The following is a 24,429-nucleotide window of genomic DNA, read 5'->3' as shown; positions in this document are numbered from 1 at the left end:
TGGCTATGTAAATAAAAACAACAGGCATGGCTCGGTATTCAAATGCCTGAACTGTGGCTTCGAACTCCATGCGGATCTGAATGCCTCAAGGAACATCGAAGTGCCCGGTACATCTGAGTACTTCAGGATGCTGTTAGCCAGCCGATCACTGCGGTTCGATGAAACTCCACTCAGGGGTGGAGGGGAGACCAGCAGCAAGCTCCGAAGCTTTAGCGAGGAGTAGCTGACTGCGAGAATATACCTATGAGCGATACGGATAAAATAAAGGTGGCATTCTTCGTAAATCCACTGGCAGGTTATGGTTCGCTGCTTAACATGAAGGGTTCAGACGGGCTTCAGATAGTGGATCCTGAAAGATCGGTTTCCATAGCGCGTTCTATGGATTTCCTTAAGGATGTGGATTATTCCAAATTCATCTTTCTTGTGCCATCCGGATATATGGGTGAGGTCGAAATATCAGAGTTCACAGATGCGTATAGCGTCACATATCACAGTGGATGGCCAACGACCAGAGAGGACACGATTGGGTTCCTGAAGACCATAGACGATGCTGACATCCTTGTTTTCGCAGGTGGGGATGGGACAGCGAGAGACATAATTTCTGCTGGAGTGAGGATACCGGTTATAGGAATACCTGCAGGGGTAAAGATGTACAGCTCTGTATTTGCCATCAGTCCTCGCCATGCAGCATTGAGCATGAATTCACTGAATATTGAGAAACTTCATGGAATAGATGCTGAGGTTATGGATATAGACGAGGATCTTTATAGAAGGGGTATACTCAGTGCAAAGTCATATGGATACCTTAAGGTACCGGATGTAAACGACATAATTGTGTCCTCAAAGGCGGAATACGATACTGGAGGTGCTGAAGATATAGCTGAATATATAATGGAGCATATGGATGATCGCTATTATATAATTGGGCCAGGGAACACATGCAAAACCATCGAGAAGGAGATGGGCATATCAACAAATCCGCTTGCTTTTGATATCATCAAGGACAGGAAGCTGCTGAAGCAGGACGCCGCAGAGAGTGATATCTATGAGGCCTGCCGGAATGGATGCCGTATAATAATATCACCCATAGGCGGTCAGAACTTTCTGATCGGACGCGGCAACAAGCAGTTATCCGGCAGAATATTGGGGATGATCAGCGAGGATGACATAGTGATCGTTGCATCGCCTTCAAAGGCCGAAAACATGAGGACATTGTATGTTGATTCAGACATAAATCCATGGAAGCATGGATATGCCAGGGTACTGGTGGGATACGGTAAATATAAAATTATACCTGTAATAATGTGACAAGAGGTAAGAATTGAGGATACTTTATTTTACGGACACATATTATCCCACTCCCGATGGAGTATCAGTGTATTTGAAGGAGGTAAAAGACAAGCTGGAAAGCGAGGGGCACGAGGTCATGATATTCTCTCTTACCGGCGATAAGCGGGAGCATAACGTGTACATTCCACGCTTAACTGTCCCATTCCTACCGTATCCACAGTACAGAGTACCTTTTTTCTTCCTGCCATTCTCGATTTTCAGAAGGGCTATAGAGTTTGATCCTGATATAATCCATCTTCACAATGCCTTCTATATGAGCTCAATAGGATATCTTGTGGCCAGAAGGCTTGGTATTCCCCCCGTTGCCACGTTTCACACAGACATATCTAAGATGAAGGATAGCATTAATATGCCTTTTCAGGATTTTGCATTCTCTCTGGGAGAACGCTATAGCATGTATCTGTACCGGAAATGCAGGGTTGTCATGGCCCCAAGTAAGGTTGTTGAGGAGTATCTCAGGAGAAATGGTGTAAACAATGTGATCACTCTCCCCCTGTTTGTTGATACTGATAAATATAGATGCAGTCAGTACATACCTGAGGAAAAGTACATACTTTATCTGGGTAGAATCACCGTGGACAAGGGAGTTTACAGGGTATTGGATCTGGCCGAGGCCATGAAGAGCGATGGTGTTAAGTTCAAAATAGCAGGCATAGGACCAGAACTGGACAGGATAAAGAGAATCGTACATGCACATCAAATGAAGAATGTGGAGATCTTAGGATATGTCGACGATGAGAAAAAGAGGGAGCTCATGGAAAACGCGAGCATGTTTGTCTATCCATCATCGGCTGATACATTCGGCATATCCGTATTCGAGGCACTTTCATCAGGGGTGCCCGTGATGGTTTCAAATGATTTTCCCGTCAAGGAGGATAGCGAAGCGATATCTTACGTGGATTTCAACGATGTGCGTTCGGCACAAGAGAGTGCCAAAAGAATACTTTCAGCGGATCGCAGAAAACTGGCTACAGAGGCTAGGCGCATTGTGGAGAATAAATACAGCCTTGAGAGGCACATATCCTCGCTGCTTGAGATATACAGTTATGTGGAGGCAGAGGGAGAGGAAAGAGGTTCCACCGAGAAGGCCAGATCTGATAGCTATATATTCAGGTAAAATCGTCGAGGGATTCTCAACTGATTTATTAATGAAGACCGCATGCCCCAGTGATGATTTTCAGGACGGTCAAACTCAGAGATGCGAATGATAGCAGGCTGAAGGCGATAAGCAAGAGGCTTGGGCTTGCCCTTTCGCTGGACGAGATGAGATCATTGAAGGCATACTTTGAAAGGGAAGGTCGCGATCCAATCGATGCCGAAATTCACGCCGTGGCTCAGTCATGGAGCGAGCACTGCTCCTATAAATCCTCCAAATATTATCTCAAAAAATATCTCGGCTCTCTCAAAACAGATTACACGATTCTTGCTATGGAAGATGATGCTGGTGTTGTTGATTTTGATGGCGAAAATGCCTATGTACTGAAGATGGAGAGCCATAACCATCCAAGTGCTGTAGAACCATATGGAGGTGCTGCAACCGGTATAGGCGGAATAGTCCGCGATGTTCTCTGCATGGGTGCACAGCCTGTTGCACTTGTGGATTCTCTGTTTCTTGGGGATGTCTCATCGGACAGGTACGAGGGTCTTCTATCCCCGCGTTATATATTTGATGGAGTGGTCAGCGGCATAAGAGATTACGGAAACAGAATAGGTATACCAAATGTGGCCGGATCACTATATTTTGACAGGCTCTACAACTCCAATCCTCTCGTGAATGCAGGGTGTATAGGTATAGTCAGAAAGGACAAGATTGTCAGATCCAAATCGTATAAAGCCGGGGATATCCTTGTTCTAATGGGAGGCAAAACAGGCAGGGATGGAATACATGGCGTCAACTTCGCAAGCACAACACTTGGAAAGATAACCAAGAGCAGTAGATTGGCCATACAGCTGGGTAATCCCATCGTTGAACATCCTATGATAAAGGCCGTTCTGGAGGCAAATGACGAGGGATTGATTCGTGCGATGAAGGATCTTGGCGGCGGCGGTTTGTCAAGCGCAGCAACGGAGATGGTCTATGCCGGGGGATTTGGAGCGGAGATTGTGCTCGATGATATCAAGCTGAAGGAATCCAGCATGTCGGGCTGGGAGATATGGATAAGCGAGAGCCAGGAACGCATGCTGATGGAGTGCTATCCGGAAGATGTGGAAAAGATAAAGAGAATAGCCGAAAAATGGAATCTGGATTTCTCCGTGATAGGAAAGGTGACAGAAGATCGCAGGATCAGAGTATACTACAGAAAAAGAAAGATAATAGATATGGATATAAAATTCCTGGATGACGCTCCTGTTTATCAAAGACCTTACAGATTGAAGGAATCGGAGAGATACATTGCAATACCTGAGGAACCTGAGGACCTAAGCAGTTTCGTTGTTCAGTTCATTTCCAGGCTGAATCTATGCGCAAGATTCAAGGTTGTAAGGCAGTATGACCATACGGTCAGAGGATCCACCATCGTCACTCCGTTCGTTGGTCGGCCCAATAGAGAAACGCACGCGGACGCGACTGTAATAAAGCCGCTGGAACAATCAATGCGTGGTTTGGTCATAACCTCTGGATCAAGGCCGAACATGGTGAGCGTTGATCCATACTCAGGCACCATGTGGACGCTGGTGGAGGCGTACAAGAACATTCTATCAACCGGGGGCGTGCCTCATTCCGTTGTGGATGCGCTCAACTTTGGAAATCCTGAGCGCGAAGAGATCATGGGCCAGTTCGTTGAATCTGTCAGGGCGATAGGCGATTTCTGCAGAAAATTGGGATTACCTATCGTGGCCGGAAATGTGAGTTTCTACAACGAATATAAGAAGACGGATATAATGCCGACGCCGACGATCCTGATGGTGGGGATCATAGATGATGTGAGGAGATCCAGGACCACGTACATAAAAGGGCCGGGCAATGCGCTGTATCTGATAGGATCGCCATGTGACAACCTGACCGGAAGCGAATACAACAGGATGCGCGGATATAGCGAAGGTTATCTTCCGATCCCTGATCTGGACGAGCTGACGGCTGTTCGCGATTTCATCAATCTGAAGAGGGATGCGATTTTATCAAGCCATGATGTGTCATCAGGTGGTCTCTTTACAGCTCTTGCAGAGATGTCCTTTGGATCCGGTATAGGTTTCCACGCAGATATAAGCAATGTTTCTTCAGCCAGACCAACTGTAAAACTTTTCTCCGAATGCGGGAATGGAATAGTTGTTGAAGTACCTAGGAACATGGAGGAAGAGTTTATGGAAGGTTCTGGAAACGTCTCTGTCAAGCGCATTGGAGAAACTGGAGGAGACAGGATAATTATAGACGAAGCCGGTTTGAACATCATAAATGTACCGGTCGAAGAGATCAGAGATGCTTGGGAACATGGTCTTGATAAGTACTGATATTCAAAAAGGGGTGATGGCATGGCGTTTGAATCTGATACATTGGAAAAAACACAATATATCGAGGAGAAGGACGTAACTGTGGTGCTAAAGTATATGCTGAACTTTGATGCCGGAAGAACATGCGGCACAATCACCGTCTTTCAGGGCAGGGATATATCAGAAGAATCCTATGAGATATATATGGAGGTGCTTGACTGTAAGATGAATAAAGATCGCGTTATATCAGCATTCCAGCGCGTGATCGATGAGATACTTAACGGCGAGATAGAAGTATAGAAAAACCAGTGCTAGAGTCTTTCTCCCGCGATATTCATACATTTTTCATGTATAAACTTCTATGGTGACGCGATCGCCATCTTTCAGTCCTAGCGTATCCCTCAGGTATTTGTCCGAGATGATCTCGATCACGTCTGTATATACTGTTCTTTCTGGCATTATAACAAAACACGGTACACTCTGTATTTTAGCTGAAAAAGCCTTGACTGATCCGAACGTTCTGTCTTCTGTCTTGAACCCTTCTATATGGATACCCTTGAACCCTCTGATCTTCCTGAGTTCTGAGAGGCTGGACTGATCAACCTTTATGTTCAGAGTGCCAAGGTAGGGTATTATGCCGAGTTTTTCCTGAAATTGTATTATATACTGCTTTCTTGCAACGTAATATCTGCCCTCTCCCATGCCAGGTGTCACAGTACCTGTTATAAAGATGTTATTCCTTATGGAGAGTATCCGGGACAGATCGGCAAATTCGGTATATAACACGTCGAGTCCCTTTTCAGTTATGTTCAGGATCTGACCTCTCTTGGTCACGGTGCGTGTTATGTATCCATTTTTTTCGAGATCTATTATTATCCTTGAGGCTGATTGCTGACTGATACCGAGCATATCCGCCAGCTTGGAAGAGGTTAGATATGCCTTGTTTGAAGGCTCTGCCATCTCCTTTATCTTCTTTATGGCTCTGTAGTACTGATCAGCAATTTCCATTTGCAGGTTATTGTTGACGTTGATTTATAGATATTGCTGGGATATTCGGATTAAGGTTATGGCCTCTGCCAACCATGTCCACATGCACCTTTAGAAGGTATCATATGTGTGTCGTTGAATCAGGAACTTCTGTCCCTTCAGAGATGTGTGAATGTCAGAGCGGTATAACGGTCAGCGCATCAAAAAGCTATAAAAGTGCGGAAGCCGGGATTTGAACCCGGGTTAGGAGCTTTTTCCGTCTCCATGGGAAGCTCCTGTGATGCCAGACTACACTACTTCCGCTCATAATTTCAGGAAGTTTAGGGTGTATATTTTATCTACATATATGAATTTCGCTGTCCGCTGGAAACGCTTTCAACACGCGGTCAAAATATTGTATATTTTAATATGGCGTTTATGAAAAAATTTTACCATTTCATCTTTTTTTAGCTCTCTTTCTATGGCTTGTCGCATACACTGAAAGACCTACTATGACTGCCACTATGACGGCAAGTACAGCTATGTTCAAGGGATCGAAGGTAAACGCCTGTGAGATCTTCTGCTCAACCGTGGGCGAAACGGTTAAATTCGCATTGTATGTCTTGGTAAACTCGTAGGGCGTATTATTGTAGTGCCATCCAAGGAAGAGTTCTATGGGATAAGCGCCGGGAGAAGCCGCCGAGGAAGTATCAACTAGGAATATCAACTGATAGGACTGGCCGGGCGAAAGGCTTGGTATGGTTATGTTGTCTGCGGTCAACGCGCCAAGCGGATTAGATGAAGGTATGTGTATTGTTATGATGCCCGGCAGATCGAGATATGCCCTTATGTCATACATGGTCAAATTTCCATCATTTGTAAGATTGAAATATATTACAGATTTATCCACGCCTGCCTGCAGTGTGCTCTGATGGAAGCTAACGCTGGCGCTGATCAAATGGTGAACGTACACATCAACAGGGTATGCGTTACCATTTACATTCACATAGACGATCTGTGGGCCATAATAGGAGAGTGAGTTCAGCAGAAAGGTGAAATTGTATATTCCAGGCGTAATGTAAGAGAGATGATATTCATTTGTGAGATCCGAGAAATCAGATGAGTAGATGGAGACGTTGAGATATCTAAGGACGGAATTTCCTGAAACCTCTATGAAAGGTTTGAAAACGATGAATTTCTGATCCGTATAGATCACAGGAGGATTCAACTCGGTGTTTACCAGTGTTATATTGTTATATCCAAGTATTCCGCTGCGGAAACTAACCGCATAGGTCCTTCCATAGACATTTACCGTCACATTCTGTGAATAGAAGCCATTAGATGCAGCGTCTGATATGCTCACCGAGAATGTTATGGGCACAGTTTCATCAGGTGGGATTGCGCTTATATTATAATACTGCGGCGAACCATATAGGGGATAAGAAGGATCATATCGAACGGATACATTCTGATCCAGCACGTTTCCAACATTCTCAAACACCAGAGTCATTGGGATATTCTGCATGCCAGGCGATGGCGCTATCGGCTTAGATTCTGTACCAAAATAAGTGGCAGCAACCTGAATCTGCGTTGTTCCAAGGATATAAGCTGTGAACGATACATTGAAATAATCCTCGACTGTATTATTTATTCCCTGGATGTAGAGATCTTCTCTGTAGCCCCCCACTGTGGCTGATGGGGAAATGTTTACCAGCTGCATTATGGTTATCTGTTTTCCAGCCGGTATCTCGGTGAAATTATACACCATCGGCCCACTCGGATAGCCGTGCGTATTAACATATCCGAGTATTCCATCATTGAATTTCGTGAGATTCACGTATGCGCTGGCATCCAGAAGGGCAAGCGGAGAAACAAACGATATTACCAAAGGAATATAATCCATTCCTGGAGCCACGATCTCGGTGGAATTCGGTGCATACCAGCTGACGGATACGACTTCTGGCGATGGAGCTTGCGCAGAAGCGGTAGAAATGCCGGAGATGCCGGCAAACATCAGAACGAAGCTAAACAGGACTGCTATGATATAATTGGTTTTCAATTTTCATCACCTCTAGAAACTACAACATTCTTCATAAACATTGAAAGCACCAGTGCAATCAACACAAATGCCATACCTATGATGTATATTCCATCGTAGGCCTGGGATGACGGAAAGCTGTGCATTATTGGGATCACCGGCAGGCCGTGGAAATTTCCAGGTATGGCACCGATGATAACGTAGGAAACATATAGCGTCTCCAAGACGCCGCCTATTGCTGGAGCAAGGGACGTACCTATGTTTCTGAATACAACGTTCATTCCCGTGCTTTCTCCGGATCTTTCCTTTGGAACGGATATCAGCAGCAGATTTATGACGCCAACGAATATGAATGAGATGCCCATACCCATTACAGAGGCATCTTCCAATATGGAGATTGTGCTGTTTCTGTTATAATATAGGCCCAGATAACTGAACAGCAGTATGATCAGACCAATAATGATTGCATTTTTAGGGCCTCTGTTTGTTGTGACCTTTGCGGCAAGTGGAGCGAAGGCCATGTTCAGTATAGCGGCGGGCAGAAGGATAAGACCAGATTCAACTATTGATACACCGAATCCAGCAGGTTCAGGATCCTGAAGCATGGAAGGGACTGTGTAGAATAGGAAGAACATCCCTGACATCGCAAACAGACCCGTGATATTGGCCAGAAAGACGTTCCTTATGCGCAGCAGATCCATCCTGATGAATGGTTCAGCAGCGTTCTTCTCGTAAAATACGAATACGGCGAACATCACCAGCGACAGCAGGAACAGCCCTATGATTGAGGGTGAGGTCCATCCCCAGTATTCGCCTTCAGATAGGGCCAAAATGAATGATACTATGGCAAATCCAAGCGATCCAACACCGACGAAATCTATCTTTGCGGGTCTCCTTGTGCTCTCATCGTGGAGATATATGGCGGCCAGTATGACAAGCAGTATTGCGACTGGAATCGAAGAATGGTATGACCACTGCCATCCATAGTTCTGAGTGATCCAGGCTCCAACAACCAGTCCAATAGCAGCGCCTCCAGAGAAAGTTGAACTTACAATTCCCTGCGCCAGGGCAAGGCGATCCTTTGGCACCTGATCATTTATCAGCGCAAACGATACTGGAAACATGCCCATGCCTATGCCCTGCACTGTTCTTATTATGATGAGCTCCTCGAGGGTTTTAGCGAAGCCACCGAATGATACAGCAATTGTATAGAAGATCGCGAGTATCAGGAAGACGTTCTTTTTCCCATACATGTCGGCCAGTCTGCCAAAGATGGCTGATGAAACTGTTCCAGATATTATGTAGGCGGTGATTATCCATGAGAGATGATCATAATTTGTATCAAAGAAGGAAACCAGTATTGGCAGTGCCGGGGTTATCATGGTCTCTACATAGGTGACGAGAAGGCCAGCGAATGCGGATATGGCTATGGTTCTAGCTGAGTGATTGTTCATCATTGATTTCACCGTACGTCTCTCTAATTTCGTTCGCTATTCGTTTAATTTCATCCATGTGGCCTTTCATTATCATCTTGAAGGCATATTCCACCTCCGCTATTATTGCGGGAAGCATTATGCTTATGGCAGCGTTGAGAGCTGCAGAGGTATCATCCTTGGAGAGCAGATTGAGGTAAAAGAAGGCGTCACCCATGGCCCTGGATATGAGGTTTTGCTTCAGTTGCTGTTCTATCTCGCTCAGAGATTCCACAAATTTCACGCCCTTTTCTGTCAGGGTGTATATTTTTTCCCTTCCTGAAGTCTCGAATTTTATGAAGCCCTGTTGAAGAAGTCTTCTTATCATGGGCATGAGCGTCCCGTGCGATACCGGCCCATCATTTGATATCTCCTTAGACATCTGATAGAGCGTGTATGGCTTTTTGCTGAGCAGTATCAGAGCCTTCACTGCATATCGTTCCATAGGTCGAATTCGACATATTTAGAGCGTATATAAGTATTTCTGAATACATCGCGGATCGTTGATCTCTGTCATACTCGCCGAAGCCAAGGCCTTAACATCGAATGTTTACATTCGACGAGAAAGAATCCGTATTTAGAATTATCGTCAGTCGCTGATAGGAGCCACCTTACAGAAAAAGGATTGAACATGCTTCAGAGGAGTCTACACTTATATGTATTCATCCAGCAAATTTAAGTAATGCAGAACCGATAGCGTGCTATGAGCACGCTCATAGAAAACGCACTCATCGTGACACAGGACGAAAATAGGAGAATATTCAAAGGTAACGTGCAGTTTGATGGATCAAAGATAACATATGTAGGTAAAGAAAAACCGAAGAGCGATGAAATTGTAGATGGAAAAGGAAAGATACTGCTTCCCGGATTCATAAATACCCATGCACATGTCGGCATGTCGGCCTCAAAGGGTCTCTTTGATGATGTCGATCTGGAAAAATTCCTAGATCTGACATTCAAATATGATTCGCAGAGAACAGAGGAGGGGATTTTCAACTCTGCAAAGCTCGGCATGTACGAGATGATCAACAGCGGTATAACATCCTTTGTGGATCTCTATTATTCAGAAGACGTGATAGCAAGAGCCGCAGAGGAGGTAGGCATAAGGGCATTCTTGTCATGGGTGACCCTGGACAGGGAGTATACAACACAGCACGGTGATCCGCTCGATAATGCTGAGAACTTCATCAGATCACACAGGAATCTTAGATTTGTCACCCCATCCGTTGGAGTTCAGGGTATATATGTGGCAGGAGATGAGACGTATCAGCGCGCTAAGGAAATAGCTGAAAAATATGATACGGTTCTTCACATGCATCTCTCTGAGACGAGAAGGGAAGTATATGACAGCGTGAAGAAGATAGGGGAACGGCCGATAGAACATCTGGATCGGATCGGGATCCTTTCGAATAGAGTCATAGCTGCGCACTGTGTATGGGCCACGTATCACGAGGCAAAGTTGCTCGGTAAAAATGGAGTGAACGTGTCATGGAATGCCGTCAGCAACTTTAAGCTCGCAACCGGTGGAGTACCACCAGTTCCTGAGATGATTGAGTCTGGTGTAAATGTTACACTTGGAACCGACAGCAACGGCAGCAACAATTCGCTCAACTTTTTCGATGTCATGAAATTCTCTGCGTTGAGCATAAAGAATGCAAGATGGGATGCTTCCATAATAAAGAGCCAGCAGATACTTGATTTCGCCACCGTAAACGCTGCTAAGGCTCTCAGAATTGATGCTGGATCTATAGAAGTTGGGAAGAGAGCTGATCTCATACTGCTGGATATGCGGAAGCCAGAACTTATACCAACCGACGAAAATAACGTGGTAAATAACATAGTCTACTCGGCGAATCCAGACACAGTTGACTCTGTAATCGTGGATGGAATGATAAAGAAGTATGGTGGAAGATTGATTGGATTTGATAAAAGCGGTCTAGATTCGGATGAAAAATTCCTATGATTAGGTGAGACACAACTTTCATGAATTTAGGATGTGAGGGAGTTCAGTCGGCCAGTCATTGCGGTAAGAAAGTATTTAAAGGGTAATAAAATTAGGGGCAGATATTAATGAGCTGGCAAGAAGCTGAAGTACGAGAACTCAAAGTAGGAAGATACATACTGATAGATGATGCACCATGCAAAATCGTAGAAATAACTATGTCTAAACCAGGTAAGCATGGCGAAGCCAAGGGAAGGATCGTGGCCATAGGGGTATTTGATAATCAGAAGCGGAGTGTCGTCTACCCCGTGAAGCACAAGGTCAAGATACCGATAATAGAGAAGAAGAACGCGCAGGTCCTGTCCGTTCAAAACAACGAAGTTCAGCTCATGGACTCAGAAACGTTCGAAACCTTTGTCTTGCCTTTGGATCCAGAGATCGCCGACAAGGTCAAACCAGGAATGGAGGTGCCCTATTGGGAAACAATGGGGATGCGAAAGATCATGCTTCAGAACTGAGGGATCTTCTATCACTTAAGAAGATCGCGGACGCCAAATATGAATATGAGGAAAGCGATTATGTGATATTCGGCGTCCCTTTTGATAATACATCGAGTTACAGACGAGGATCCAAGTACGCTCCAGATTCCATAAGGTCGGCTTATGTTAATCTCGAATCATTCGAATTCTCATATCATTTCGATCTTCTGAAGGCAAAGATCGCCGATCTCGGTGACATGGAGGAATCTGAAGATGTTGAATACGTCGTGGATCAGGTGGAACGCATAACCAGGATGATATTCAGTGATGGAAAGATCCCAATAATGCTGGGTGGTGAGCATTCTATAACTGTCGGTGCGGTGAGGAATCTGCCGAAGGACGTCCATATGGTGATCATTGATGCTCATTCAGACTTTAGAGACTCTTACATGGGCAATAAATTCAACCATGCATGTGTGACAAAACGTTCTCTTGAGATACTTGGGCCTGGAAGGATAACATCTATTGGCACAAGATCAGTATCTCTCGATGAATATCAGGATCCTGACTTTGATAAGGTTGAGTTCATTCCATCATTCAATGTTAAGGAGTACGGTATAGACAGATACATCAATGAGATCGAAAGAAAGTACGATAAAATATACATCTCGATAGATATGGACGGTATCGATCCAGCTTACGCCCCAGCTGTTGGAACTCCAGAGCCATTTGGCCTGACAGATTACGATGTCAGAAGGATCATTGAGAGGCTCTCCCATAAAACCATCGGTATGGATATCAATGAATTTTCACCGCTCTACGACAACGGAAATACATCGATGCTTGCAGGAAAGTTGATGCAGGTTTTCATAGCTAGCAGGGAGAGATATCGTATAGAGCACATCTAGAATTTTATAAGTAAAATTGGAAGTTTGAGCGAAGCAGTAAAAACTCTTTCTCCGAACAGGAGATACACGGACTTGCCAAATATAAAAATTTTATATATTTTGTATTATCTGTAGGAACAGTGCCTTTACATTTTGAATATACGCCTAGATGCATCACTATATAGATCCTATACTGAATCAGATTTAAATGGAGATATCCATCCGTTAAAAAGAAGCATCAAAATTTTAATTATTGAGCAGATCGCCAACCGAAAATTGATAAAACAGGGATATCTGAATCTATATCCCCAGCGAACCAGCGATTTCCTTGCCCTTTGTTATCACAACTTTGCATGGTGTTGGAAGTTTTATCGCGGCCTTTCGGAGAGCCATTTTCAGCTCCTTTGCGTGCGCCTCATCTGTTCTGGCTATCATTATGACATCATCAGGATAAACCCTGGCCGCTGTTCCTACGGGCCTACCAAATGCGGCTCTCATACCGCTTGATATACGGTCGGCACCGGCGCCGGTAGCCATCTTGTGTTCCCTCAGCACATGATGAGGATATGGGACCACCTTTAGATAGAAGTAATCAAGACCAGCAGCCTCAGTCATCCTCCTGTTCACCGAGACCCTTGCAGCCTCCAGTGCAGTATGCCTTATCTGGCAGGGCTCCTCGGCGACGAGCCTCATTTCTATTGGAAAGTCCTTTTTCTGATTTCCCTGAACGAATGTCGTGATCTTTGGATATGGAACACCGCCCATAAACTCCTTTCTCGTATAGGCAGGGCCGGTTATGCGCGAATACATTCTAGCAGGCTTAGTTACCATAAATACACCTTTCTGACAGCTAATTATAAGCGGATATTTAATTTTTGGGTGGACATTGATACCTTCACTGGGTTTTCCTCAGTATGACTGCGACTTCTCCATCGTTCTCCTCAACATCGATCAGCTTGAACCTGGAAGTTCTCGCCAGTCCTTCGTAGACATCCCTATTGAATGGGAATTTTTCCTTTAAGAGCAGGACTTTTACATCCTGCCCTGGTTCCAGCTGGAATGAGAGGCCCTTCAGCGTGCTCTTAAGGTAATTGAATGGATCGCCTCCACACGTTATATTCCTTTGATCCTCAACAATCATATATTGCATATTCAATGCCCCTATTTATACTGTGAGCAAGCCGATTGTCAGACTTATCGAAAGGGCGAGACATTATGAACCTGTATGATCCAAATATGGATCAGAAAGATGGAAAATGTTAGAAAAAACTCTGAAATTTCACCTTTCAATGATCTAAATATTAATATGGAAACAACAAATAGGGACTGGAAATGACTGAGAACAATTACGATTCTTCGCAAATACAGATACTTGAAGGGCTTAAAGCTGTTAGAAAGGTGCCCGGGATGTATATAGGATCCACGGACACGAGGGGCCTCCATCACCTTGTGTATGAGGTCGTGGATAACAGTGTGGATGAATCTGTAGCTGGATATTGCAGCAGGATATATGTTTTGATGGGGAAGGATGGATCCATAACAGTTGAGGATGATGGGAGAGGTATACCCGTGGATATCCATCCAAAATACAATAGACCTGGTCTGGAGATTGTGTTAACAGAACTCCACAGCGGTGCGAAATTTGACAAGAAGGTGTATAAAATAACGGGAGGACTGCACGGTGTTGGCGTACACGTTGTGAACGCTCTTTCAAAAAAGCTGATCGCAGTGGTGAAGCGAGATGGCAAGATCTATTATGACATATTCGAACAGGGGATTCCGGTTTCAGGTCTGAAGATAGCCAGTGATATATCAGATATCGAGAAGCTTGGTATAAACATAAAATTTCCGGATCATGGAACAATAATAAAATTCTATCCGGATCCTGAGATATTTGAGGTAACAGAATTCTCATATGATACAATCCTCTCCAGGCTAACGGATCTATCATATCTTAACCCACAATTGACAATAACACTGAAGGAGGAAGCCACAGGAAGGGAAGACGTACTCCATCATGAGGGCGGCCTCACTGAGCTGGTGAAGCATCTGGCGGAGGGAAAAGAGGCGATAATCGATCCACTTTATCTGAAGGAAGAGGTCGACAATCACATGGTGGAATTTTCGCTTCTATACACCACCGATGTGCAGGAAGTGCTGATATCTTTTGTCAACAATATAAGCACACCTGAAGGCGGCACTCATGTGGCAGGCTTCCATCAGGGGCTCTCAAGAGCAATACAGGATTATGCCCGGGCCAACAATAAGATAAAAGGCGTTGAGGATATAACGGGCGATGATGTAAAGGAAGGCGTAATAGCTGTACTGCACGTTAAGATGCAGAACCCACAGTTTGAAGGCCAGACGAAGGCCAAGCTTGGAAACAGCGCTGTGAGGGGCATAGTGCAGTCAGTGACCTCAAAATTCATGAGAACCTTCATGGAGACCAATCCTCATGTTGCAGACGTTATCATAGGCCGCGTACTTTCGGCTGCAGCGGCAAGGGAAGCATCAAGAAAGGCTAAAGAACTGGTAAGGAGAAAATCGGCTCTGGAAGGCGGTGGACTTCCAGGAAAGCTTGCTGACTGCTCTTCCAACGATCCGAATAATACAGAACTTTACATAGTCGAGGGTGACTCTGCGGGAGGATCCGCAAAGCAGGCGAGAAATCGGCAGTATCAGGCTGTTCTTCCACTTCGTGGAAAGATACTGAATGTGGAAAAGGCCTCTGATATGAAGGTCGTTGAAAATGAGATAATACACGATCTTGTCGTCGCTATAGGCACTGGAGTGAAAGAGGATCTGAATCCAAAAAAGCTGAGATACGGCAAGATAATAATAATGACGGATGCAGATGTTGATGGCGCTCATATAAGGACACTACTACTCACATTCTTTTTCAGGTATGCAAGATCGCTCATCGAGAACGGCAATGTCTTCTTTGCCGAGCCACCACTTTATAGAATACAGAAGGGACAGAATGTAAAATACGTTTATTCAGATGATGAGAAGGAACAGGTGAGTAAAGAATTCGGGCCAAATGCAATAATACAGCGGTTCAAAGGACTGGGTGAGATGAATCCGGAGCAGCTATGGGAAACGACGATGAACCCGAAGACCAGGAAACTTGTCCAGGTGACCATAGAGGATGCAGAGGAAGCTGAGCGGATATTCACTATTCTGATGGGTGAAAAAGTAGAACCAAGAAGGAAGTTCATAGAAGAGAATGCAGTTTATGCGGAGAACATAGACCTCTGAGGTGTGATGTATGGAAAAGAGAGCCGTTGAGGTTGAGATAAGAAAGTCGTATCTAGAATACGCTATGAGCGTGATCGTAAGCAGGGCAATACCGGATGTCAGGGATGGTCTAAAGCCAGTGCAGAGGCGTGTTCTTTATTCAATGAGAGAGCTGGGCGTAACCCATGATAAACCTTACAAGAAATGTGCAAGAATCGTCGGTGAAACCATGGGTAAATACCATCCTCATGGTGACATGGCCATATATGATGCGCTTGTGAGGATGGCGCAGGATTTTTCCCTCAGATATCCTCTGATAGATGGTCAGGGAAACTTCGGCTCGATCGATGGAGATTCTCCAGCTGCAATGAGGTATACGGAGGCAAGGCTCACCCAGATAGCAGAGGACATGATGGATGATATAGATGAAAATACGGTGCCGTTCAGGTTGAATTTTGATGGTACTCTGTCTGAGCCTGAATATCTTCCGGCTAAGATTCCAAACCTTCTTGTCAATGGAAGCTCTGGTATAGCAGTTGGAATGGCAACGAACATGGTGCCGCACAATCTCACAGAGATATCGGATGCGATACTGTATGAGGTCGATCACAGGGATGCACCGGTAGATGATCTGCTCAAATACGTTAAGGGTCCCGATTTTCCAGGAGGAGGTATAATCTTCTATGGAAAGGAACTGATAGATGCCTACAGATCAGGTAGGGGGAAGGTCATAGTGCAGGGTGAGGTCGATCTCTCAGAGGATCGGAGAATAATAATAAAGAGCATACCCTATGGTGTGAATAAGGCAGATCTTGTACAGTCCATAGCGGATCTAGCCAAGAATGAGATAATAAAGGATATAACGGATATAAAGGATGAGAGCGACAGGAATGGCATCAGAATAGTGGTCAGGGTGAGGGATGATGATATAAAATCGCTTGTCCTCAACCAGCTCTATGAGCACACCGCACTCGAAAGCAGCATAGGAATAATAAATCTGGTGCTTGTGGGGAATCAACCCAAGCTGATGAATCTCAAAGAGCTCATAGATTCATTTATAGATCACCGGCTCGACGTCATTCTCAGGAGATCCCAGTACAGGCTTGACAAGAAAAAGGAAAGGCTGGATGTTCTGACTGGCATTCTGACGGCCATTGAAAATATAGATCGTGTTGTGGAGATCCTTAAATCGTCAAGAGATGCTGATCAGGCAGGGAATTTGCTCAGGAAGGAATTTGAACTCAATGACAGGCAGATAAAGGCCATACTGGAGATGCGTCTCCAGCGGTTGGTCAATATGGAACAGGAATCTGTACGAACAGAAATATCGCAACTTGAAGCGGATATAAAGGATCTTGAGGAGACCATACTCTCTGAGGAAAAGCGGATAAAGGTATTCAAGAGCGAGATGGAGGAGATAAAGAGAAAATATGGTGATAAGAGGCGGTCGAAGATAAAGTTCAGAGGTGTGACGGAGAGGACAACGGAGGATCTGATTCCAAATGAAGAATCCCTTCTTATGCTGAGCTACGGTGGCCTAGTGAAGCGTGTACAGGCAGATGAATACAGATCTCAGCGCAGGGGTGGCAAGGGCGTAAGCACTTCTATGAAGACCGCAGATAGCATAAAGAGCATGATCCATTGCTTCTCTCACGATACGATTTACTATTTCACCAATACTGGCAGGGTTTTCAAATCGAAGGCCTATGAGATACCGAAGAAGAGCAGAACCTCTCTTGGCGTATCAGCTGCAGCTTTCCTAAAGCTCTCCAATGGAGAGAGAGTCACCGAGATCATGAAGGCGCCGCCGGAGAAGGGATACTATCTGATCCTCGTTACAAGGGACGGATCGGTAAAGAAGACTGCGGCGGATCCTGTCTTTGATTCAAAGAGTTCCGGGATCAAGATCATAACGCTTGACGAAGGCGATGAGCTTGTGTCCGTATCATATACGGCGAAGGATCAGAATATATTCGTATTGTCGTCAAAGGGTAAGGCATCAGTGTTCAACACCTCTGAGATAAGAGAAACTGGGAGAACAAGCATGGGTGTAAGATCTATGCGCCTGAATGAGGGGGACCAGATACTCACAGCCTTCGTAGTCAATGAGGATGAGGATATTCTGAGCATATCAGAGAAGGGGTATGGAAAACGCACCAGCATCTCGGAATTTCCAATACATCATAGGGGATCATCCGGCGTGATGGTGTACAGGGATACTGAGAGGACAGGAAAGGTCAGTCATGCGATACCGGTGAGCAGCGATGACGAGGTTATACTTGTGTCGATGAATGAGAAGACCATCAGGATAAAGGCTTCGGAAATTCCTGAGACATCCAGGGTGACATCTGGCGTAAAGCTGATGGATATAGACGATGATGACAGGATAATAGCCGCAGCTGTGATTAAATGACTTGTAAATATTTCATTGAAAAATCTTAATATCTATTCTTCTATTCATTTTTTATGGTTATAGAAGGAAAGATATATGAAAATCTGAAAGAAATGGTAAGCCCGGATCATTCGATCCTTGTCGTCTGGGATGTCCAGAACGCACTTGTTAACGGAATATTCAATAGAGATCAGTTTGTCTCATCTCTGAAGAAACTTATAGCTGAGGCAAGGCATTATCATATACCGATACTCTATACGAAGATCACCCCGTTGCCCTTCGAATATGAGTCTGGGTTCAGATTGTATTCCTCTATGAAGAGATACGGCGTTTCTGATCCGAAGAAGATCAGTTTCATGAAGCCCGGATCACCCGAATCAGAAATCTATGCCGATCTCGCGCCAGATGCCAGCGATATGGTGGTTAACAAGAACACGGCTGATATTTTCATCGGTACAAACGTCGAGCTGATGCTGCGTAATGCGCATATAGACACAGTCATATTCACCGGCATAGCCACTGAGTTTGGTATAGAATCATCAGCAAGAAGTGCAGGAAACAGGGGTTTCTATCCGGTGGTTGTCGAGGATTGTGTTTCATCCTCCAACAGAGAGATGCATGAAGCAGCCCTGAAAGTTCTGAAGACCCAGGCCATTGTAGCCCACTCCGAAGAAATTATTAACACCTGGAAATAAAATAAACAAACTTTTTTAGTTATTTACGATATTAACTAATCATGGAAAATCCAATAAAACCCGCCTCAACTAAATGGGTCGGCATATCTGTCGTCCTTCTTGTTGTTGGAATTGTGATAGGCTTTGCCGCCGGGCATTACACGGTTTCCACCCCTTCGAAACCTGCCATAAATACCTTTGCCGCAGGATCGCTGAAATACGCTCTTGGAAACGATTTCAATCCAGAATTCACTAACTTGACCGGGGTGCGCGTGGGCATGACCTTCTCAGGTTCGATAAGCGGTGCCAGGGAGGTACAGGAAGGTAAGAACTACAGCGTATTCATCTCCGCGTCAGCTCCTATACTTTATCAGGATCTTATGAATCAGACGCATTACGCATCATGGCAGATCATATTCTCAGCCAACGAGATGGCAATAACCTGGGTTAACAGCAAATATTCCATACCTTCAAGTTATCCTTATTGGTTCGAGAATATAACCAATAATAGTGCAATAGTGGCAGCGTCAAACGCTTCTCTGGACCCAAGCGGTTTCCAGGCCATAGAAACCATGAAGCTGGCCGGAGTACTTTACACAGGTTGGGATAATACAACTGTTATTAAAGGAAGCGAGCCGGTCAGTTACTATGTTAGACTTGCATTCAACAACAACTTCACTGAATACATGAATTACAATAGGGCTTACAACAACTGGTTCCATGATAAATTTGGATATCCGATGAACGATTCGATGGCGCTCTACCATCAGATATTCATATCGAAGTATCTCAATGGCACAACGAAACTGACCACAGTCGAAATAGGACTTGACGGATACCTGACAGCTGGAACGGCCGATTATGCTCTCACTTACGTCTCGCAGGCCATAAATCAGGGACTGGACTACTATCAGAATTCCACAGGTGCAAATGGGCTTCCAACATGGATAAACCTTGGCAGCGTCAACAAGACCGTTGACGACTTCTACGAACAGATAAATGAAAGCGGTCCAGCATGGGATAACGTGGGCAATCTACCAGGTGCGCCAATATTCTACAGCGTCACCGTAATAAACAACTACACGAACCCATATGCGATACAGTACGTTTACGACCTGATAACCGGTCTTGGGCAGCAATACCTCTCCATGAGCAAATTCGATCCGCTATCGCAGCCATTCTATGTGGGCAACGTACCAAGTCAGCTGAAGGGTCTGGTGGTTACGCCTCCATCGTATCTGCCAGTATCCTCATATGACTGATTTCTTATTTTTTACATAATATTATATTTTACACAGTTTTTCTTGAATGCGCATGCGTAAATATGTTAAAGGCGATCACGTGTAGAGGTGTTTTTGTGAGATGAGAGGGCGTCTTTCTTATCTGTTTGTACCGGTGTTTGTGATATACCTTCTCGTACTCATCATACCTTTGATAAGGGCCCTCACCTATTCATCCCTGTCCGAGATATTGACCGATCTGCATTCCGGCATCTTGCCGTCCATAGAGTACACTTATATTGTCTGTGCATTCGTTGCGGTTCTTTCGGTCATGGCTGCTGTACCATATGCGTATACGATGTCCAGACACCGATCAGCAGTGTTCAAGGCGGTGGACAGCGTTGTGGAGATTCCCATTATGATACCGCACACGGTCGTCGGTATAATAATGCTTCTCACGTTTGAGCCTTCAATGCCCATAGGCCACATACTCTCGAAGTACATACCAGGCTACTCGTTTGATGACACACTTTTCGCGGTAATAATAACGCTGTTCTTTCTGTCCTCGGCGTACTCCATAAGGGAAGTCGGTGTAAGCTATCAGCGTAACGTGGTGGATTATGAGGATGTTGCGAAGACTCTTGGAATCGGTGAGGGCATAAGCTTCTTGGTAGTTTCGATGAGGCTTCTGGCAAGATCTATGATAAAGGGCTTCCTTCTGTCCTGGGCCAGATCGGTTTCGGAGGTTGGAGCGATATTGATAGTTGCATACTACATCTTTCCAAGTTTTGTGAAGCTCGCAGGAGTCTTCATATATTCCCAGTGGCTCGGTTACGGCCTCGATCCTGCAGCCGCTTCATCCGCAATACTGATACTCACAGGCATAGTGGTGACCGGTGTTTTTAGGATTGTGGAAACTGTCGGGATACGTTCTTAGAGTGTGGCTGGAATGCTTGAGATAAATAATCTTAATGCAAGTCTGGGAAAATTTGTTCTCAATGTCGATCACTACAGTACCGGGGGAAGGAAAAATTTCATAATGGGTGAGAACGGCGCAGGTAAGTCGTCATTTCTCAAAGCGATCTCTGGAATAATAGATTCAACAGGGGAGATCATACTCAATGGTGAACATGTTGAAAAACTGCCGCCGTGGAAACGCAGGATAACCTATATACCACAGAATCTCCTCCTCTTTCCGCAGTATAATGTGAGGCAAAACCTTGCGATTTCGATAAGATATGGCCATGGTGATTACAATATATACAGGGAGGTCGTGGATCTCATGCACCTCAGCGATCTTCTCGATAAGAATACCTGGGAACTATCTGGAGGTCAACAGCAGAGAGTGGCTGTTGCACGAGCTGTGATATCAAAACCGAAACTGCTTCTTATGGATGAACCATTCTCAATGCAGGACGAGAGATCAAGGATGTCAATGGTGATAAGCGTTGCCGAACTTCTGGAGAGATACGATATAGATTATATATACGTTACTCATAACTCACGGGATCTTGAACTTGGTTTTGATACTTTATCCATTATGTCCAATGGCAGGATAATTGAATCTGTAAAGAGCATTGAGGATCTTCGGTATTATGAGAGCGCTTCTCTGCTGGACTTTCGCAATGTAGTTCGCATTGATGGAAAGTACTACAGGCTGAGCGAACGTTCAGTGATACCATCGGATAGAGGATATCCGGCAATCTGCAACCGATCCGGACAAGGATATGTATGCTCCATTAGAATCGGTGACGAGAACTACTTCATAACGTCCAGTGTTATGGCTGATCACTTCCAGTTCGATCTATCATCCGCCAAGGAGATGATTTCTTCAGGTGAGTCCAGTGCATAGATCCATATCGCGATCGATCGTGAACTCTGGAATCTGCTCTTTGTGGAGGCAACGATATGCGTAAAGATGCAGATTAAAGGTCATTGCTGATATATATCCATTTCTTCACGCGTGAAATTCAGGGCCTCAACCGGAGATCAGATAAATATAAGTGTTAGGGATAATGATAGGCTGGAAACAGCAGGCGGGAAAGCGCGAGGGCAGCTGACGCTCTTGAGGTGAGGAAAGTCCCCCCTCCACGGCGGAATCCGACCAGCGCAAGCTGGTATCCTGAGAAGGATGGTAAAGGCAAAAGAAATTCACGGTCTCCGGTTAAGAATGATTCCGAAGGGATGACGTTCCCGGAGGATCCGATGGAAAGCCTCCCCGGATGGAGAAAGTCTAAACGGATCCTGTGAGCCCGCCGCTAGGATCGGGTAAGACGAATAGTCGAATGCTGCCAGCCCGTAGGGTGAACAGAAGGGGGCTTACTCCGCGTATTCCCGCCTTTTCAGATTCGTTGGGTCCGAGCAAGATGCATCATCTCTTCCTGTAATCAAATTTAGCGGAAAGATATCCTGTTGCTCCGGCGGCCATGTGAAGAAAGTCGAAGAAATTTTTACCGATCCTTATCTCAGTTTTCCTAAGAACACCAGGGTGTTTTCTTTCGAGCTGATACCTTCCATATCCATTCCAGTATGCCTGCCTTAAGAACGACCGTAGATTTTCTCTCGTCTTTGCATAGACGATGCATCTATCACATGTCGCAAAATGGAATCCAGCTTCAACCGCCCTTATATTCAGATCTATGTCTTCTGCCGTAACAAATTCGGGATCGAAACCTCCAAGCTCTAAGAATTTCTCCTTCCTGTAAGCCAGATTGACCGACGGTGCAGTAACCTCAATGCCGTTCATGTATATCTTCACGCGTTCCTGCATGTATCTCTCTTTACCGATGTACCGGGTGAGACCGATAACTGCATCATTTCCCTCCGCCAGGGCAGAGGTCATACCGGAAATCCAACCTTCGGACACCGTGGCATCGCCATCCGTGAAGAGGAGAAAATCGTATCTGGCCATCTTCGATCCGATATTCCTTCCCTCACCTCTGGAGCATCTGATCCTTCTGTATAAGGTGAAATCGTATTGCTTGACGATCTCCTCCGTATCGTCCGTGCTCAAATCATCAACGACGATCGTCTCCATCGGTCTGAAATCATTGCGATTTATGCTTTCCAGAAGATCCCTGAGATTCTTACCCTCATCCTTAACCGTAACAACGATAGATGCACCGTAGTTGACCATGATCGAACCAATCAGACCCAGTCGGCCCTATCTATCTTTCTGTCTTCCTTGGTCTTCTTCTTATATTCCTTGTAATGTTCCTTGCAGAGGTGTACCTTTGTCTTATCGACAGATAAAGAAAATACCTTTCTGGCAAGTTCTGCTGGTACGGTCTTGAAACTCGGATTTGTGCAGCCTGTAACTTCACAAGTTTTCTCCATCTGATTGCAATGTGTTGTACGGTTATTAAACTTTTTCCATTCACTGTTCGATCAGTTCCAGCAGAAGTGGCATAGACTTTAGGTAGAAGTAATCAATGCCAAAATGCCCGCTGTCATATAGCTCGTAAAAATGCACTACATTTTCTCTCTCAAGCTTTCTGTGCATCACCCCGATCCCTATGTCTGCATGAAATTCATCTCGTATGCCAGCCTGCAGAAAGACAGCCATATCCTTCAGCACATCCATGTATTCATCTATATTTCTTGCCGGATCGAATCGCAGCCATCTTGACCAAACAGATTCATTGAACTCGCCAGTTTCAAGATCGAACGGGAATGATATCCCCATTGGGCTGCCAGAATCCGGGCTGTAAAAGGCGGACATGGCAACAATATTTGCAACCTTTATGTCCTGATTCTGGAGACTGAGTTTCCTGTGTATCTCGTCGTACCAGCGATATATGCCGTATTTGTGTATCTCCTTATATGTATCTGGAAAGTCAGGGATGTATTCATACTCGAAACATGAATCGCCTGAAACGTCTATGAATCCAGAAAATATGTCCGGATGCCTCACAGCGAGCGTGTAAGATCCGAAGCCTCCTGAGGATTTTCCGAATAACGCCATTGCTCTTTCTCCATATCTCTCTCTTACGAATCCGACGATTTCCTTCACAATGTAATCCTCATAGTCTCCAACAGCTGCTGAGTTCAGATATTGGTTTCCGTAGAGTCCGGTCATAACGTCTGGAAGGATAAGTATGAAGCCATGATCTATTCTCTTCTGTTCTATGTCCTTCAGTGCGGTTATAAAATCCAGTGCGGTAAACGATCTGTTCAGGAAACTTCTTCCAGATCCGGTGAATCCAGCAAGGCCTATCAAAACTGGAGAACGCGGTTTTGGACTTATCTCGATGATATTCACATCCCTTGTAACTGGATCTCCAAGTGGATTCCCAGATAGAACTTCGGATGTTATTTTTTCCTCGAGCATGTTTATCAATCTATCA

23 protein-coding genes, 1 tRNA gene and 1 other RNA gene are annotated in these 24,429 nt (G+C 45.0%); 15 read left to right on the top strand and 10 right to left on the bottom strand.

What is annotated here, in order from left to right:
- The 5 genes from DMB44_RS06385 to DMB44_RS06365 form a co-directional block, all read left to right on the top strand.
- On the top strand, nucleotides 1-223 hold a 223-nt coding region (locus tag DMB44_RS06385), incomplete at its 5' end, for a zinc ribbon domain-containing protein (RefSeq protein WP_153280180.1).
- A 20-nt stretch (nucleotides 224-243) separates the two neighbouring features.
- Entirely contained in the window at nucleotides 244-1,308 is a 1,065-nt protein-coding gene (locus tag DMB44_RS06380) for an ATP-NAD kinase family protein (RefSeq protein ID WP_110641929.1), read from the top strand.
- A 13-nt stretch (nucleotides 1,309-1,321) separates the two neighbouring features.
- A complete protein-coding gene (locus tag DMB44_RS06375; protein ID WP_110641927.1) occupies nucleotides 1,322-2,467 on the top strand; it encodes a glycosyltransferase in 1,146 nt (381 codons plus the stop codon).
- 53 nt (nucleotides 2,468-2,520) lie between these two features.
- Complete coding sequence (gene purL / locus DMB44_RS06370) at nucleotides 2,521-4,797, top strand: phosphoribosylformylglycinamidine synthase subunit PurL (protein WP_110641926.1); 2,277 nt, start codon at nucleotides 2,521-2,523, stop codon at nucleotides 4,795-4,797.
- A 21-nt stretch (nucleotides 4,798-4,818) separates the two neighbouring features.
- A complete protein-coding gene (locus DMB44_RS06365) occupies nucleotides 4,819-5,076 on the top strand; it encodes a hypothetical protein (RefSeq protein WP_110641924.1) in 258 nt (85 codons plus the stop codon).
- 45 nt (nucleotides 5,077-5,121) lie between these two features.
- On the opposite strand, the gene DMB44_RS06360 is transcribed toward DMB44_RS06365, so the two are convergent.
- The 5 genes from DMB44_RS06360 to DMB44_RS06340 form a co-directional block, all read right to left on the bottom strand.
- On the bottom strand, nucleotides 5,122-5,784 hold the full coding sequence (locus DMB44_RS06360; RefSeq protein ID WP_110641922.1) for a winged helix-turn-helix domain-containing protein/riboflavin kinase: 663 nt from the start codon (nucleotides 5,782-5,784) through the stop codon (nucleotides 5,122-5,124).
- 196 nt (nucleotides 5,785-5,980) lie between these two features.
- A tRNA-Gly gene (locus DMB44_RS06355) sits at nucleotides 5,981-6,066 on the bottom strand.
- A gap of 133 nt (nucleotides 6,067-6,199) precedes the next feature.
- Nucleotides 6,200-7,801, bottom strand: a complete 1,602-nt coding sequence (locus DMB44_RS06350) for a COG1361 S-layer family protein (protein ID WP_153280179.1) — start codon at nucleotides 7,799-7,801, stop codon at nucleotides 6,200-6,202.
- Nucleotides 7,798-9,237 carry an MFS transporter gene (locus tag DMB44_RS06345; protein ID WP_201796942.1) on the bottom strand — a complete coding sequence of 480 codons (1,440 nt, stop codon included), beginning with the start codon at nucleotides 9,235-9,237 and terminating at the stop codon, nucleotides 7,798-7,800. Before DMB44_RS06345 ends, DMB44_RS06350 begins: the two co-directional genes overlap by 4 nt.
- Entirely contained in the window at nucleotides 9,215-9,697 is a 483-nt protein-coding gene (locus DMB44_RS06340) for a PadR family transcriptional regulator (RefSeq protein WP_110641916.1), read from the bottom strand. Before DMB44_RS06340 ends, DMB44_RS06345 begins: the two co-directional genes overlap by 23 nt.
- A gap of 258 nt (nucleotides 9,698-9,955) precedes the next feature.
- Here DMB44_RS06340 and DMB44_RS06335 point away from each other — a divergent pair, with 258 nt between their 5' ends.
- The 3 genes from DMB44_RS06335 to speB all read left to right on the top strand — a co-directional run bounded on the left by DMB44_RS06335 (nucleotide 9,956) and on the right by speB (nucleotide 12,581).
- Nucleotides 9,956-11,215 carry an amidohydrolase family protein gene (locus tag DMB44_RS06335; RefSeq protein WP_110641914.1) on the top strand — a complete coding sequence of 420 codons (1,260 nt, stop codon included), beginning with the start codon at nucleotides 9,956-9,958 and terminating at the stop codon, nucleotides 11,213-11,215.
- A 107-nt stretch (nucleotides 11,216-11,322) separates the two neighbouring features.
- Nucleotides 11,323-11,712: a translation initiation factor IF-5A gene (locus tag DMB44_RS06330; protein ID WP_110641912.1), complete on the top strand. Its 390-nt coding sequence runs from the start codon at nucleotides 11,323-11,325 to the stop codon at nucleotides 11,710-11,712.
- Nucleotides 11,670-12,581, top strand: a complete 912-nt coding sequence (gene speB / locus DMB44_RS06325) for an agmatinase (RefSeq protein ID WP_110641910.1) — start codon at nucleotides 11,670-11,672, stop codon at nucleotides 12,579-12,581. Before DMB44_RS06330 ends, speB begins: the two co-directional genes overlap by 43 nt.
- A 279-nt stretch (nucleotides 12,582-12,860) precedes the next feature.
- Here speB and DMB44_RS06320 read toward each other — a convergent pair whose 3' ends face one another.
- Both DMB44_RS06320 and DMB44_RS06315 read right to left on the bottom strand, forming a co-directional pair.
- Nucleotides 12,861-13,391: a 50S ribosomal protein L16 gene (locus DMB44_RS06320; protein ID WP_110641908.1), complete on the bottom strand. Its 531-nt coding sequence runs from the start codon at nucleotides 13,389-13,391 to the stop codon at nucleotides 12,861-12,863.
- A 64-nt stretch (nucleotides 13,392-13,455) separates the two neighbouring features.
- A complete protein-coding gene (locus DMB44_RS06315; RefSeq protein WP_110641906.1) occupies nucleotides 13,456-13,701 on the bottom strand; it encodes a hypothetical protein in 246 nt (81 codons plus the stop codon).
- 191 nt (nucleotides 13,702-13,892) lie between these two features.
- Between DMB44_RS06315 and DMB44_RS06310 the strand changes: the two genes are divergently transcribed.
- The 7 genes from DMB44_RS06310 to rnpB all read left to right on the top strand — a co-directional run bounded on the left by DMB44_RS06310 (nucleotide 13,893) and on the right by rnpB (nucleotide 22,417).
- Complete coding sequence (locus DMB44_RS06310; protein WP_110641904.1) at nucleotides 13,893-15,818, top strand: DNA topoisomerase subunit B; 1,926 nt, start codon at nucleotides 13,893-13,895, stop codon at nucleotides 15,816-15,818.
- Nucleotides 15,819-15,828: 10 nt separating this feature from the next.
- Nucleotides 15,829-18,210 carry a DNA gyrase subunit A gene (gene gyrA, locus DMB44_RS06305; protein WP_110641902.1) on the top strand — a complete coding sequence of 794 codons (2,382 nt, stop codon included), beginning with the start codon at nucleotides 15,829-15,831 and terminating at the stop codon, nucleotides 18,208-18,210.
- Nucleotides 18,211-18,263: 53 nt separating this feature from the next.
- The gene (locus DMB44_RS06300) at nucleotides 18,264-18,884 is read left to right on the top strand and encodes an isochorismatase family cysteine hydrolase (protein ID WP_110641900.1); all 621 of its coding nucleotides are present in this window, start codon (nucleotides 18,264-18,266) and stop codon (nucleotides 18,882-18,884) included.
- 41 nt (nucleotides 18,885-18,925) lie between these two features.
- Nucleotides 18,926-20,125 (top strand): extracellular solute-binding protein, encoded by a 1,200-nt coding sequence (locus DMB44_RS06295; protein WP_110641898.1) that lies wholly within the window; start codon nucleotides 18,926-18,928, stop codon nucleotides 20,123-20,125.
- 100 nt (nucleotides 20,126-20,225) lie between these two features.
- Complete coding sequence (locus DMB44_RS06290) at nucleotides 20,226-21,020, top strand: ABC transporter permease (RefSeq protein ID WP_110641897.1); 795 nt, start codon at nucleotides 20,226-20,228, stop codon at nucleotides 21,018-21,020.
- Between the two features lie 12 nt (nucleotides 21,021-21,032).
- Nucleotides 21,033-21,935, top strand: a complete 903-nt coding sequence (locus DMB44_RS06285; protein ID WP_110641981.1) for an ATP-binding cassette domain-containing protein — start codon at nucleotides 21,033-21,035, stop codon at nucleotides 21,933-21,935.
- Between the two features lie 188 nt (nucleotides 21,936-22,123).
- An RNA gene (rnpB, locus tag DMB44_RS06280) (RNase P RNA component) lies at nucleotides 22,124-22,417 on the top strand.
- 37 nt (nucleotides 22,418-22,454) lie between these two features.
- On the opposite strand, the gene DMB44_RS06275 is transcribed toward rnpB, so the two are convergent.
- Genes DMB44_RS06275 through DMB44_RS06265 form a run of 3 tightly spaced genes read right to left on the bottom strand, consistent with a single transcriptional unit; the run spans nucleotide 22,455 to nucleotide 24,413 of the window.
- On the bottom strand, nucleotides 22,455-23,219 hold the full coding sequence (locus tag DMB44_RS06275) for a glycosyltransferase (RefSeq protein WP_110641895.1): 765 nt from the start codon (nucleotides 23,217-23,219) through the stop codon (nucleotides 22,455-22,457).
- Between the two features lie 11 nt (nucleotides 23,220-23,230).
- Complete coding sequence (locus DMB44_RS06270) at nucleotides 23,231-23,419, bottom strand: hypothetical protein (RefSeq protein WP_110641893.1); 189 nt, start codon at nucleotides 23,417-23,419, stop codon at nucleotides 23,231-23,233.
- 40 nt (nucleotides 23,420-23,459) lie between these two features.
- Entirely contained in the window at nucleotides 23,460-24,413 is a 954-nt protein-coding gene (locus DMB44_RS06265) for an alpha/beta hydrolase (RefSeq protein WP_237265332.1), read from the bottom strand.
- Nucleotides 24,414-24,429 lie beyond the last annotated feature (16 nt).

It is taken from the genome of Thermoplasma sp. Kam2015, assembly GCF_003205235.1.
GTDB lineage: Archaea > Thermoplasmatota > Thermoplasmata > Thermoplasmatales > Thermoplasmataceae > Thermoplasma.
This window is presented reverse-complemented; position numbering and strand designations above follow the sequence as displayed.